At 43.3% G+C, this 13,251-nt stretch carries 13 protein-coding genes; 10 read left to right on the forward strand and 3 right to left on the reverse strand.

What is annotated here, in order from left to right:
* Positions 1-103: 103 nt before the first annotated feature.
* Positions 104-1,525 carry a cytochrome c oxidase accessory protein CcoG gene (gene ccoG, locus ACVBJC_RS14690; protein WP_447161600.1) on the reverse strand — a complete coding sequence of 474 codons (1,422 nt, stop codon included), beginning with the start codon at positions 1,523-1,525 and terminating at the stop codon, positions 104-106.
* 88 nt (positions 1,526-1,613) lie between these two features.
* Here ccoG and ACVBJC_RS14695 point away from each other — a divergent pair, with 88 nt between their 5' ends.
* From ACVBJC_RS14695 to ACVBJC_RS14705, 3 genes are all read left to right on the forward strand, one after another.
* Positions 1,614-1,967, forward strand: coding sequence for a hypothetical protein (locus ACVBJC_RS14695; RefSeq protein ID WP_447161601.1), 354 nt, complete (start codon positions 1,614-1,616; stop codon positions 1,965-1,967).
* Positions 1,968-2,105: 138 nt separating this feature from the next.
* Positions 2,106-3,008 carry a 1,4-dihydroxy-2-naphthoyl-CoA synthase gene (locus ACVBJC_RS14700; protein ID WP_447161602.1) on the forward strand — a complete coding sequence of 301 codons (903 nt, stop codon included), beginning with the start codon at positions 2,106-2,108 and terminating at the stop codon, positions 3,006-3,008.
* A 182-nt stretch (positions 3,009-3,190) separates the two neighbouring features.
* Positions 3,191-3,388, forward strand: coding sequence for a DUF2061 domain-containing protein (locus tag ACVBJC_RS14705; protein WP_447161603.1), 198 nt, complete (start codon positions 3,191-3,193; stop codon positions 3,386-3,388).
* On the opposite strand, the gene ACVBJC_RS14710 is transcribed toward ACVBJC_RS14705, so the two are convergent.
* A complete protein-coding gene (locus tag ACVBJC_RS14710; RefSeq protein ID WP_447161604.1) occupies positions 3,385-4,581 on the reverse strand; it encodes a potassium/proton antiporter in 1,197 nt (398 codons plus the stop codon). The genes ACVBJC_RS14705 and ACVBJC_RS14710 overlap by 4 nt on opposite strands.
* A gap of 564 nt (positions 4,582-5,145) precedes the next feature.
* Between ACVBJC_RS14710 and ACVBJC_RS14715 the strand changes: the two genes are divergently transcribed.
* From ACVBJC_RS14715 to ACVBJC_RS14745, 7 genes are all read left to right on the forward strand, one after another.
* A complete protein-coding gene (locus ACVBJC_RS14715) occupies positions 5,146-5,955 on the forward strand; it encodes a phosphate ABC transporter substrate-binding protein (RefSeq protein ID WP_447161605.1) in 810 nt (269 codons plus the stop codon).
* Positions 5,956-6,033: 78 nt separating this feature from the next.
* Positions 6,034-6,939: a phosphate ABC transporter permease subunit PstC gene (pstC, locus tag ACVBJC_RS14720; protein ID WP_447161606.1), complete on the forward strand. Its 906-nt coding sequence runs from the start codon at positions 6,034-6,036 to the stop codon at positions 6,937-6,939.
* Complete coding sequence (gene pstA / locus ACVBJC_RS14725; protein WP_447161607.1) at positions 6,939-7,790, forward strand: phosphate ABC transporter permease PstA; 852 nt, start codon at positions 6,939-6,941, stop codon at positions 7,788-7,790. The genes pstC and pstA overlap by 1 nt, the downstream gene beginning before the upstream one ends.
* 10 nt (positions 7,791-7,800) lie before the next feature.
* Positions 7,801-8,550, forward strand: coding sequence for a phosphate ABC transporter ATP-binding protein PstB (pstB, locus tag ACVBJC_RS14730; protein WP_447161608.1), 750 nt, complete (start codon positions 7,801-7,803; stop codon positions 8,548-8,550).
* A gap of 262 nt (positions 8,551-8,812) precedes the next feature.
* Positions 8,813-9,106, forward strand: coding sequence for a hypothetical protein (locus tag ACVBJC_RS14735; protein WP_447161609.1), 294 nt, complete (start codon positions 8,813-8,815; stop codon positions 9,104-9,106).
* A gap of 250 nt (positions 9,107-9,356) precedes the next feature.
* Entirely contained in the window at positions 9,357-10,400 is a 1,044-nt protein-coding gene (locus ACVBJC_RS14740; protein ID WP_447161610.1) for a GMP reductase, read from the forward strand.
* Between the two features lie 316 nt (positions 10,401-10,716).
* The gene (locus ACVBJC_RS14745) at positions 10,717-11,508 is read left to right on the forward strand and encodes a helix-turn-helix transcriptional regulator (RefSeq protein ID WP_447161611.1); all 792 of its coding nucleotides are present in this window, start codon (positions 10,717-10,719) and stop codon (positions 11,506-11,508) included.
* A gap of 74 nt (positions 11,509-11,582) precedes the next feature.
* On the opposite strand, the gene ACVBJC_RS14750 is transcribed toward ACVBJC_RS14745, so the two are convergent.
* On the reverse strand, positions 11,583-13,154 hold the full coding sequence (locus tag ACVBJC_RS14750; protein WP_447161612.1) for a hypothetical protein: 1,572 nt from the start codon (positions 13,152-13,154) through the stop codon (positions 11,583-11,585).
* Positions 13,155-13,251: the final 97 nt, after the last annotated feature.

Raw genomic sequence — 13,251 nt, forward strand, 5'->3', positions numbered from 1 at the left:
TTTTCAATTAAATTAGAATAATCGAATCAAATGCATAGTTAACAAACGATACGTACAAAAAAGGGGCTAAAAGCCCCCTTTTTACATGTTTCACAGTAAAGGATCAGTTACCAAAGAAGCGAGATTCTTGCTTTGCTTCAATTTCACCATCATCAGTAGTCACTTTAAAGTTGATATGAGTCATTGTTCGGCTCAGGTCTACAGGGTCAACAGCAACACTAATAGGTAAGGTTAAGACTTCCCCTCCTTTAATGCTCACTTGTTGAGGTCCAATCCAATCATAATTGGCTAGCCCTTCAACACTCATATTGTAAAGGTGGGCCTCTTCTGTCTTATTCAAAATCTTCAACGTAAAGGTGTTCTCTATCAAACCGTCATCGGTTTCTCTATAGAGCTGGTTTCTGTCTCTGATAATGTCGATACGAATGGGGGCTATCGTAGCAGCTGCATAAACAAGAACTAAAATCATCACTGACAGTACTACGCCATAACCCACAAGCTTTGGCCTAAGCACTTTTTCCTTTACGCCCTCTAACTTATTTTCAGTGGTGTAGCTAATCAGTCCTTTATCGTAGCCCATACGTGTCATAGTCGTATCGCATGCATCAATACATGCACCACAGTTTATACACTCATATTGCAAGCCATTACGGATATCGATGCCAGTAGGACAAACTTGCACGCATAAGTCGCAGTCTATACAGTCTCCTAAGCCTAGTGCTTTAGGATCGGCTTTTCTCGACCTTGGCCCTCTGGTTTCACCGCGCTTGGTATCATAACCCACTATATAAGTGTTCTTATCAAACATGGCTGCTTGGAATCGTGCGTAGGGGCACATGTGAAGACACATAATTTCGCGCATCCACCCTGCGTTACCGTAAGTCGCAAAGGTGAAGAAGATAACCCAGAAGTAAACACCGCCACTGGCTGTTAGGGTGAACACTTCTTTATAGACTTCACTGGTCGGCACAAAGTAAGACACGAATGTCATTGCTGTAAGTAAAGAGATTAGCAACCAAGATGCGTGTTTAGCGGTTTTGCGCCACAGTTTGTTGAAACTCCATGGCATCTGGTCGAGCTTAATACGCTTATTACGCGACCCTTCTAGCTTTTCTTCAAACCATATAAAGATAAAAGTCCACACGGTTTGCGGGCATGTGTAGCCACACCATACTCGACCGAGATATGTTGTGATAAAAAACAACCCAAATGCCGCGATCATTAATAATGCTGCGAGTAAGGTAAAATCCTGCGGCCAGATGGTTAAACCAAAGACATGAAACTTTTGCTCGGCAAGATTAAACCACACCGCTTGGCGGTCTCCCCAGGGGATCCAAGGCAGAATTAAAAAGAACAACATTGCCACCCAACCTAGACGGCGACGCAGAGTGCTCCACAAGCCCTCAACAGCACGGACATAAATACGATTACGCGGATTAAAGCGGTCGGCTTTACTGGCATCGGGTTGATGAATTTTGATTCTTTCAGCTTTAGAGAAGTCTTTATTATTTTGTTCTGCGCTCATTTTGCAGCCTTACAGCTTTAATTTTTCTGGAAAACTAGCTTATTATAACGCTTATACTACAAGTTATTCACCTACATAGGACTAAAAGATGAAGGGTTGGATCATATTGGCAATCATCGGTGGCATTCTTTACTACCTTTATACAGAAACCGATACCTTAGACGAGCCAATCGCTGAGATTGAAGGAATATTTCAACAGGCAGAGGACAAGCTTGATAGCATGACAGGCACTCAGATCCAGCGTGTAGATAATACACTCGATTTGTTAAAAACTGATATTGCAGACCGCCTTTCTGCTACGGAGCAACAAGCGTTAACTGTAATTACGCAATCACAGGCCAAACTCAATGAGTTTAAAGCTGATTTCTGTGGTAGTGGCGCCAATAAACATTCAGCTTTTAGTAAGGAAAATCAAACTTACATTTGCGACAAGCTTAATTAAAGGCCTAAAGTCTTTAGTCAAATAACGCAACAGATCTCAGTTAATCGATTAGCATGCAAACTAGATTGACCTGAGATCTGATTAGGCCTAGCCTTTAGCTATTATCGTATTTCTATGAAGAAAAAAGGCTAAAGGCTCATGACACTACCAGTATCTGACATTTTTGATCCCGAATTATGGGATCTTGTTCCAGGATTTGATTTCGAAGATGTTACCTACCACAGAGCCAAAGATCAGGGCACTGTACGTATCGCAATTAACCGCCCTGATTGCTTAAACTCGTTCCGCCCTAAAACCGTTGATGAACTTTACACCGCACTCAATCATGCGCGTCAGTGGTCTGATGTTGGTTGTGTATTACTAACAGGTAATGGCCCTTCAGCTAAAGGTCAATGGTCTTTCAGTGCCGGTGGCGATCAACGTATTCGCGGCAAAGATGGCTACAAGTATGAAGGTGCTGAAGAAGGCACGCCAGATGTGGCTCGTATGGGGCGTTTACATATTTTAGAAGTACAGCGTTTAATCCGCTTTATGCCTAAGGTGGTTATTGCTGTTGTACCAGGCTGGGCTGTTGGCGGTGGCCATAGTCTACATGTGGTATGTGACTTAACCCTTGCTTCAAAAGAGCACGCGGTATTTAAGCAAACTGACCCTGATGTAGGTAGTTTTGACTCAGGTTATGGCAGCGCTTACCTTGCTAAGATGATAGGCCAAAAGCGCGCTCGAGAAATCTTCTTCCTTGGCTTTAATTACTCTGCAGAAGAAGCCTTTGACATGGGAATGGTTAACCGCGCTATCCCTCACCAAGAATTAGAAACAGAAGCATTAAAGTGGGCTAAAGAGATCAACTCTAAGTCTCCTACCGCGATGCGTATGTTGAAATACGGCTTTAACTTACCCGATGACGGCTTAGTTGGTCAGCAGTTATTCGCCGGAGAAGCGACTCGCCTAGCTTATGGCACCGAAGAAGCCAGAGAGGGTCGTGATGCCTTCTTAGAAAAGCGTGATCAGGACTTCTCTTCATTCCCTTGGCACTACTAATTTACAGTTAATCTGTTAATGAAAGCCTAACGTAAACCCATCAGTACACGAACTATATTGATGGGTTTATACCCAAAGTGCATTTCCAATCGACAAAGCCTATCAAACTAATCTATGTAAACCCCTTTCAATTGCAAATGATAACCATTACCATTTAGGCAATTCAAATAGAGGCACTCATTATGATTAAAACCATGACATTCGCAATTCTACACTTTGGCGTCGCCTTCACCATTACTTACCTGTTAACAGGAAGCGTTGTCATTGGTGGTGCCGTCGCGTTAATAGAACCTGCTGTTAATACCGTTGTTTTCTACTTTCACGAAAAGGTGTGGAAAAACATCGAGTCTAAAAACGCACTGCAAACTGCGCCAGCTTAATCTTTATCAGTATTATTTAAACCCAGTTTGTTCGCGAGCGGTCCAATAGCCCCCCCTTGAATAAACACTGAGAACAATACGATAAAGAACACCATGTGCACGATATCTAACGATCCCGGTACACCTGCCGCCGCGGGGATCAATGCGAATACAATGGGGGTCGCCCCTTTTAGACCAATAGAGGAAATAAACAGCCGCTTCTTCCAACTCGCCTTAGTAAAAGGCAAGTAACAAAGCTGCACAGCTAAAGGTCTAGCAACAAAGATCAACAGTAGTGCCGGTAGTAATGAGCTAATAAACACGGCAGCTAATGATTGCGGGAATATTTGTAAGCCCAACACGATAAACATTAAGGCCTGTGCTAACCAAGATAAACTATTAAAGAAGTGCAGATTAACAAGCTGGCCTCGCTTAATACCATTACCTATTACCACCCCCGCTATATATGAAGCCAATAAAATATTGCCACCCAGTACGTCGGCACCATAGGTCGCAATCACAAAGCTTGCGAGTACAAATACAGGGATGAGACCAAACTCTGATAGGTGAATTCGATTTAATAACCAGACCGCGATGCTAGCCACCAGCCAACCGACAATCATAGCGACACCAATTTGCGTGACCAATTCTATAGCGATCTCAGATGCCACTACGGTCTTACTGCTTGAAAGCGCCATATCAGTTAAAAAGATAACCAGTAGCATAGCGACGGGATCGTTAGTGGCCGATTCAAACTCTAATACCGTGTCGGTCTGTTCTTTTAGCTTAAGCTTTTTAGATTCAAGAATTGAAAACACTGCTGCAGCATCTGTCGATGACACAATAGCAGCAAACAATAGGCAGGTAATAAAGTTGAAATCCAACAGCCAGTATAAAATAAAGCCAAAAATAAGCGTGGTAAATAACACCCCAAAAGATGCGAGGATCCCGCCTTCTTTATAGGCGACTTTAATTTTGTCCGTTGAGGTATTAATGCCACCAACGAATACAATCATGTTCAACGCCAAGCCACCTATCCATGCGGTTTTATCTAGGTCGTCATAGACAAAGTTAAACTCGCCATTGCCTAGCATCAAGCCAACACCCATAAAAATAAGCAACGACGGAATACCAAGTGTTCTTGAAGGGTGGTGCAGTAATATGCCAACTAAAATTAACGCCGACATACCAATCATGATCATTTCAGTGGTCATTTATGCACCTTTAATGTGGTTATATAATGTAATTACGAAACAAGTGTCGAGTAATGAAGATAGGCTCAATAGAATCACTCGGCATTGCTATTTGCGAACAGGCGCTATTTGGCTATGGTTTTACAGATAAAAATGCGGTTTTGACTGGCTGTCATAAAAGTTTAATAATAAATTTATCTTACTAACTCACAACAGAAACATAGCATAAATCGGCACTCTTATTGTTAAAATAGTCTTAAGACTAAGTTAATTCCGACCGGAGTTTATTGCAACCATTTAACGCCAATCTCTTCAAGCCTCCCCAGCCTCTAGCTTAAGACGTTATATTATCAATTAAGAAAACTCCCCCTTAATTTTTATTCATTTAACAAAAACCGCCATTTTGTTTTCTACGCATTGACCATAACGCTTTGCTTAATCCCATTTAAACCTGTCGCACTAAAGGTGTTGTCACCTAACTGTCATATTCCTCTGTCTTAATGCGCTTGCCTGCAACGAGGCAACTAACTTGGTTTTGTAAAATAACTGGTATCTAAGCGACCAAACAATAGAGTGGAAATCGTAATGAAAAAAGTATTTGGCTTGTTAACCGCAGTAAGTCTAATGGCTGCACCACTAGCTCAAGCAAGCACTGTTACAGTATCAGGTTCGACATCTGTAGCCCATGTAATGGAAGTGCTGGCAGAAAACTATCAAAACAACACCAACAGCAGTGTAGAAGTACAAAGCACAGGCTCATCAGCGGGGATACGAGCAGCCAAAGATGGCACCAGTATGATAGGTATGTCTTCTCGCAATATAAAAGATAATGAGCTTAGCAGTGACACCAAAGAGATCGTTATTGCTCGTGACGGAATTGCTGCCGCGGTCAATAAAACAAACCCAGTAACAAACTTAACTCAAGAACAGATTTCAAAAATTTATCGAGGCGAAATTAAAAACTGGAACGAAGTCGGCGGTGAATCACGCCCAATCGTTGTCGTCACTCGTGAGAATGGATCCGGTACTCGCGGTGCATTTGAAGAGATAATGAAACTTCAACGCACGATTAACGGCCACAAGGTCACCGCAATTTCTCCGACCGCTCAAGTAGGTAATGGTAACGGTATGATCAAAACCATCGTCGCCAATAACCCTTATGCAATCGGTTACATCTCTTTAGGCAGTGTCGATGCAAGCCTTCGTGCTGTCGACGTCAACGGTGTTGCAGCAACTGATGACAACATCATAGCCGGTGACTATCAAATCGCACGCCCCTTCATTGTATTGATAGATAAAAATGCACCAAGCAATGCTAACAACTTCATTGAATACATCCTGTCTGAAGATGGACAAAACATAGTGGCTGAAGAAGGCTACATTCCTGTTAAGTAAACGATAACGAACAGAGGAATAAATATTCTTCTGTTCTCATTCAATCATTTTTCATCAGTTCGATGTCGAGGATAAGTGATGACGACAGCCAGTAAAGCTGGGTTGCAAGGGCTTCAGCTCGCCCCAGCAAAATCATACGACTTGAAAGAGATGGGGTTTCACCTTCTTTTCTTATGCAGCGCAATGGTCGGCGTACTTTCAGTTGCGACTATAGGTTGGTTTGTCTTTAGCGAAGGCTTACCTGCTTTTAAAGAAGCCGGTGTTTCACAAATGCTATTAGGTAAAGAGTGGCTGCCACCAGCACTATTTGGCTTGCTACCTATGATGGTTGCATCGCTAATATCAACAGCTGGCGCCGTAATGATTGGTGTACCTATTGCGCTACTTACCGCGGTATTTCTTGCAGAGCTCGCACCAAATTGGTTGGCCAATATTATTCGCCCTGCCGTTGAGCTGCTTGCTGGTATCCCCTCTGTGGTTTATGGCTTCTTTGGCTTGGTGATTATCGTCCCCGCCATAGAAACGATATTTAACATCCCTGCGGGTAACACCATACTCGCGGGCGTCATCGTTTTAGCCATTATGATTTTACCGACCGTCATTACGATTTCAGAAACCTCCCTACGCGCCTTACCACCAATCTATAAAGAGGGAGCGCTCGCACTCGGTGCTTCGCATATCTACAGTATTTTTAAGGTACTAATACCGGCTGCACGAAGCGGTATTTACACTGGTATTGCGCTAGGTGTCGCCCGCGCGATAGGCGAAACCATGGCAATCATTATGGTGATGGGCAATGCCCCAGCAATGCCTGGCTCAATTTTAGAGCCCGCTAGAACCTTAACCGCCAATATCGCGATGGAGATGTCATACGCTACAGGCATTCATGCCAGCGCACTCTACTCTACGGGCATAGTGTTACTGGTATTTATCGTAATACTTAACGGTTCACTGCTTTATCTCAACAGAAAGCGAGCGCACTAATGTTAAAACTTTCACGAGACAACCAAGACAAATTGATGATGCTAGCCATCTGGTCTGCTGCGGCTACAACTCTGCTGTTTTTACTTTGGGTGGTATGGCACATATTAAGTAATGGCCTCGCTCACGTTAGCTGGGAATTCATTACTGGCGCTTACACTCGTATTGGTGAAGCATCAGGAATTTGGGCCATGATAGTATCCACCGTGTATATGGTCGGCCTATCACTCGCCTTTGCCGCCCCGATTGGCATTATGACAGCTATTTACCTAACGGAATATGCCGCTCCAGGCAGCCAAGTGGTTAAGGTGATCCGCTTTTGTACCGAATCATTAGCGGGCATCCCATCGATTGTTTATGGTCTATTTGGTATGACCTTCTTTGTCACTACACTTGGACTAGGCTTTTCTATTTTATCAGGAGCATTAACCCTAGCCATGCTAATTCTCCCCGTGATAATCCGTACAACTGAAGAAGCGCTCCTGTCAGTGCCTATGAGCTATCGTGAAGGCGGCTATGCCTTAGGTAGCTCAAAAATCTACACCATTTTTCGCTTAGTCCTGCCCAGCGCCCTACCAGGTATTGTAACTTCAATAATTTTAAGCACTGGACGAGTGATAGGTGAGTCAGCCCCCGTATTTTTAACCGCTGGTATGGTGACACAAATTCCAGAATCGGTGCTTGAATCAGGCCGCACCTTGACTGTACACCTTTATAAATTAACCCAAGAGCTATTTACCCAACATGAGTGGGATCAAGCTTATGCCACCGCGACGGTTTTGATTGTGCTGGTTCTCATCTTAAATATGGCGACGAAAGTGATTGCCTCACGTTTAAATAAATCATCCAAATAAGGTTATCTCCATGAATAAGCTAGAAGTGAACAACTTAAACCTATTTTACGGCGACAACCACGCGCTCAAAGATATCTCTTTAGCCATTCCAGCTCGCCAAGTAACCGCGTTAATTGGCCCGTCAGGTTGTGGTAAATCAACCTTACTTCGCACGTTAAACCGCATGAATGACTTAGTTGCGGGGGTAAAGATTAACGGTGACGTGATGTTTGAGGGCAGCAATATTTATCAAGATGTGGATGTTAAACACTTAAGAATGCGAGTTGGCATGGTGTTCCAAAAGCCAAATCCCTTTCCAATGAGTATCTACGAAAATGTGGCTTTCGGCCTCAAAGCACAAGGCATTAAAGATAAAAAAGTCTTAGATAATGCGGTGGAGGAGTCGTTGCGGAGTGCAGCGCTATGGGAAGAAGTTAAAGATAGACTTAATACTCCCGCGTTTGGTCTATCTGGCGGCCAGCAACAACGATTATGTATTGCCCGAGCCATAGCCATGAAGCCGGAGGTGATTTTAATGGACGAGCCCACGAGCGCATTAGACCCCATTGCAACCCATAAAATTGAAGAGTTAATGGATGAACTGCGTAAACAATTCACTATCGTCATCGTGACTCACTCTATGAACCAGGCAAAGCGGATCTCAGACAAAACAGCATTTTTCTGGATGGGTGAGCTAGTTGAGCATGGTGACACGAGCCAAATTTTTAACCGTCCATTAGATCAACGGACTCAAGGTTACGTTAGTGGCAAGTTTGGTTAGGTTATACATAGCAATGCGCTCACGCCACAGTTGAGCGCATTGCTATCATTCATAGAAATAGAATTAGTGGTCCAGCGTACTAACATCGTTGAAGTTTTTGTTAATTATTAAGTGAATTTTCACGACAATAAACTAGTACCTAAGATGGAAATAGCTAATAAACCTAAAAAAACAAGGCTAACCAAAAAACGTAAGCTTGTTAAAGGCGCATTATTAAGATAGCTTCGGTATATAGGTATATTGAACAAAGAGGCTATCTTACATGAATATGGAAAGAACTAGAGAAGCTCAAGAACACCTGCAAAGAGAATTCGAAATCTACAACAATGCATGCATCAAGAAATTGCCCCCACTAGATATCGATAGTCCAGAGAATCTCGAGACAATGTTAGAGTTTGTCACTCGCCGAGAATCTTTAAAACAAGCCAAGAACCTCAATTCACCACCAGCTGCAAAACTTAAATCAGCCATCGCAGATACATTGTTACTATTAGATAACTTCGACATAAAGCAGTCTAAAGCGAAAGGCGCAGCAGAAAGACAAGAACAAACATAGGCGCAACACTAATACAGGCAAGAATGTACATATACAACAGCATAGCAACCTTCCTTCATTAGGGAATGATAGTTTTAATTTAAGAACTTGCTAACTGAAAATCTGTTCCTATAATGCCTAAAACCGGAGCGCCCCAAAACGCTGCGGTTTTTTTGTGCCTGAAATAAGCTCAGGAATTAATTTAATGCCCGATAAAAAATCTTTTTATCGGCAGTTTTGCTGCGCGCAAAATCCATGTGAGGAATAAACTATGCGTATTGAACAAGATATAAAGTTAGGTTTTAAAGATGTACTTATCCGACCTAAGCGTTCAACGTTAAAGAGTCGTTCTCAAGTAGATCTAAACCGTCAATTTACTTTTAAGCACAGTGGTAAAACTTGGTCTGGTGTACCAATTATTGCCGCGAACATGGATTCTGTAGCCAGCTTTAAGATGGCAGCTAGCCTAGCTACACACAATGTTATGACAGCGGTTCATAAGCATTACACTGTTGAGCAGTGGGGCGAGTTTGTTGCCAGCCAACCTGCTGATGTACTACAACATGTGATGGTTTCAAGCGGTACCTCAGATGCTGACTTCATTAAGTTAAGTGAAATTTTAGCGCTTTCTGATGCGCTTAACTTTATCTGTATCGACATCGCTAACGGCTATTCAGAACATCTAGTCGATTACGTACGCAAAGTAAGACAAGCTCATCCACAAACTGTCATTAGCGCGGGGAACGTGGTCACTGGTGATATGGTTGAAGAACTGATTATTGCCGGTGCAGATATCGTTAAAGTAGGTATTGGCCCAGGCTCAGTATGCACAACGCGTGTTAAAACTGGCGTTGGCTACCCACAACTTTCAGCCATTATCGAATGTGCTGATGCAGCCCACGGCTTAGGTGGACAGATTATTGGTGATGGCGGCTGTAGTTGTGCTGGTGATGTCGCTAAAGCCTTTGGTGGCGGTGCAGACTTTGTGATGCTTGGCGGTATGTTAGCAGGCCATGAAGAAAGCGGCGGCGAAGTTATTGAGCAAGATGGCAAAACCATGGTTAAGTTCTACGGCATGTCATCACAGTCAGCAATGGATAAACACTCTGGTGGCGTTGCTAAGTACCGCGCAGCAGAAGGTAAAACGGTATTACTGCCATTTAGAGGCAGCGTAGATAACACCATTAATGACATTATGGGTGGCGTACGATCTACTTGTACTTATGTTGGTGCTGCATCACTCAAAGAACTCACTAAACGCACCACGTTTATTCGTGTTCAAGAGCAGGAAAATAACGTTTACGGTAAAGAGTAAACTATAAAACAACTCATTTTATAGGGGCTTTAACAGAGCTCCTATTAAGTGGTTAACGCCAAGTTATAAAGATAATGTTCATACTCGATTTTTTGTCATTTGTATTACTTCCTCTAATCCCAACCGCCTTTTATAAATATATTATCTACCAGATTTAAATAATGCCCCCCTCTAGTCACAACACTCCAGATAATACATGACGATTAGCGGTGCTTACTTAAGCATATTTTTGATCTATATCAATTCCAAAACAGCTACCTTTGTTAAGTTAAGGTTAATGGCGGCATGTTCGCCCATGTTTTCGCTAGGAGGGCTTGTGAACTGGGACGATTTTTCCAAGTGGCAGTACTTATTAATAGAAAATATGTCGACGAGAGAGATTAAAGGTGAAGACTTTAGCTATCTATCGAATATTTTGCAGGCTGATGCGACGAGCATTACTGTTATCGATACTTGCCTAGAGAGACAACACACCTGGTCACCAGAGATCTCAACAAAAGATATCCCGCTTTACCAACAACACTGGCGGCATGATATTTTCTTTAATACATACTTACGCAAAGGCCTGATAAATACTTCGCAAATAATGGAGAGCCTAGTTGATCCCGAGTTGATTTCGGACCAAATCTACAGTGAAAACTTACTGCCTTATGTTCGCTATCGTTCAAGCCTAATTCTACTTTTAGGCGTCAACCAGCACCTGTACCTGTTATTTACGGCTCACTCGCTTAACAAGGTATTTAGTCGTAGCGCACGACGATTACATGAGAAGCTAGGCCATTCAATGCAACCATGGGTTAGTGCTTTTCACGCTAAACAATTAGCAAGTATGGAGCAAGATAAAGCCCTTTGTCGCTGCCAAGAACATTTTCCACTGACGATCAGGCATAGACCGATCAAGTTAACGCCTGCTGAATACCAGGTGCTGAGCTTATTAATCAGTGGTCATTCGGGCTCTGATATCGCAGATATTCGAAACGTCAGCAAGGAAACCATAAAGAGCCAGATAAAAAGCGTACTACACAAAACGGGCTCTAAGCATCAAAATCAATTGTTGTGGCGCTATAACCATGATGAGCTGGTGGTGACTATCGGCCTTAATAGTTAGGTCTCGTCAATTGGCTATTACAAAAAAAGCCTGCCGATATCTGCAGGCTTTACTCATTAAAGCACTAAAGAGAGTTATGGCTTAACTTGCTTAATTGCAATAGCAAAGGCCGAGAACTCATCAGCCCCATCTTGCCATTGAGATACCACCACCATTAGGTCTTTATCTTGGTTCATAGCCCACTTATCTTCGTCACCAACAAATAACCCATCCACTAGACTCATCTGCATAGATTGGTCAGTTAACGTCTCATTTTCGGACGTTGCCACATGGCTCCACACAGCAAGACCATCAGCATTAATATTCAGTTCGACAATCCAATAGCCAAAACCATCGGTGTTCATGCTGCCATCGTCTGGCATCTGTAAGTTATATAGGCGCCAACTTCCCTCTAGATCCGCAATAGTTGGATTTTCATTGGCACGCAATAGTACCGACATATTCTGTCGAGTTGCTTTAAAGCTATGGCGCAAAATGACATCTTTACCGCGAGAAAGGTAAGTCACCGCAGACTCATCGTCATCTTCGATGGTGATCTTACCCATCTCATTCATAGCAAATTGAACCGTTTCTACCTCATTACTCGCTTGCTGATTACCAACTGTTAGCTCTGTAATGTCAGCCTTACCCTGGTCATCAATCACAAGCTTATCGATCCACACACCAAACTCGTTCTGATTAAAGTTAGCGCTCACAGGGGTTTCAACTCCTGTACCCCACCACAGTCCTTCGAGATCGCTAAGCTGTTGGCCACCAGCTAACTTTATCGAAAAGCCAAGTTCCTGCTCGCCCTCTTCACTAAAGTAATTGGCAATCTTGTCTTTATTACTGCTTAAACCCATATCGAGATTGTCTATCTCAGTAAAGCTCAGCATGCCGCTTTCACTTAAGTTAACTTTAAATGTGTCAGTATCTAGATCCCCAGCACTCTTTACCTTAGCCGCCATAGTGACATTACCCGCGGCGTCGATAGTCCACTCTTCAACCACATAATTAAAGGCATCCGGTGAGTATGTGCCGGCAACGGGGATAGAGAAGAAGACCGTATGCCACTGCCCAGTCAAATCCGTTAATTGATATCCCCGACTCTGACCGAAGTGGGCTAACGCATCATCAGCATCGACCAGATCTTCAGCCTCCAATCCAGATGCGACAAGTGCTTGCCCAGCCTGCTCATCAAAATTATCTGCTGTAGGGTCCACCTGATGGCCCGCTAGCGTTTCATGGATATCATCCGCTAATTGAATTCCTGTATCGGGGTCATTATCTGTATCGAGCGACTGCAGTAAGCGCAAGGTGTTAATCACTCCTGTATTATCAGCCGAATCTGTTTGGTACAAATCCATCGGTGTCACTTCTTCCTGACCCGCGACAATTGGAAAACGCGTAGCGCCTATGTAGAATTCTACAGACTCACCCTCGTTATAATTAAACTGTCCCTGAGCGTTCGTGACACCACTATGATCCGCAGTTTCATAGCCCATTCCCGCTACTGGACTATCCGAAAATATTCCCGTCAATACTGTTGGCTGTGGCTCTGGAGCCGGCGGTTGGGTGGCGTTATCGCTGTCGCTACCGCAGCCAGTAAGGGCTAGTATACTACTCACAGCCAAGGCCGATACGCTAAGCCTTATTAGTTTTTTCATTATTTCTCTCCTTGATATTGGCCTATGGATAGCATGTGATAAGCCTGTCATTACAGCATCCCCCTTTAGGGGGATAACATAGGAGAAAGTAAGATCT

Source organism: Shewanella sp. 0m-6 (assembly GCF_052977325.1).

Coding starts and splice junctions, on each gene's coding strand:
- ccoG (WP_447161600.1), bottom strand. CDS start 1,525: ATGAGCGCAGAACAAAATAATAAAGACTTCTCTAAAGCTGAAAGAATC.
- ACVBJC_RS14695 (WP_447161601.1), top strand. CDS start 1,614: ATGAAGGGTTGGATCATATTGGCAATCATCGGTGGCATTCTTTACTAC.
- ACVBJC_RS14700 (WP_447161602.1), top strand. CDS start 2,106: ATGACACTACCAGTATCTGACATTTTTGATCCCGAATTATGGGATCTT.
- ACVBJC_RS14705 (WP_447161603.1), top strand. CDS start 3,191: ATGATTAAAACCATGACATTCGCAATTCTACACTTTGGCGTCGCCTTC.
- ACVBJC_RS14710 (WP_447161604.1), bottom strand. CDS start 4,581: ATGACCACTGAAATGATCATGATTGGTATGTCGGCGTTAATTTTAGTT.
- ACVBJC_RS14715 (WP_447161605.1), top strand. CDS start 5,146: ATGAAAAAAGTATTTGGCTTGTTAACCGCAGTAAGTCTAATGGCTGCA.
- pstC (WP_447161606.1), top strand. CDS start 6,034: ATGACGACAGCCAGTAAAGCTGGGTTGCAAGGGCTTCAGCTCGCCCCA.
- pstA (WP_447161607.1), top strand. CDS start 6,939: ATGTTAAAACTTTCACGAGACAACCAAGACAAATTGATGATGCTAGCC.
- pstB (WP_447161608.1), top strand. CDS start 7,801: ATGAATAAGCTAGAAGTGAACAACTTAAACCTATTTTACGGCGACAAC.
- ACVBJC_RS14735 (WP_447161609.1), top strand. CDS start 8,813: ATGAATATGGAAAGAACTAGAGAAGCTCAAGAACACCTGCAAAGAGAA.
- ACVBJC_RS14740 (WP_447161610.1), top strand. CDS start 9,357: ATGCGTATTGAACAAGATATAAAGTTAGGTTTTAAAGATGTACTTATC.
- ACVBJC_RS14750 (WP_447161612.1), bottom strand. CDS start 13,154: ATGAAAAAACTAATAAGGCTTAGCGTATCGGCCTTGGCTGTGAGTAGT.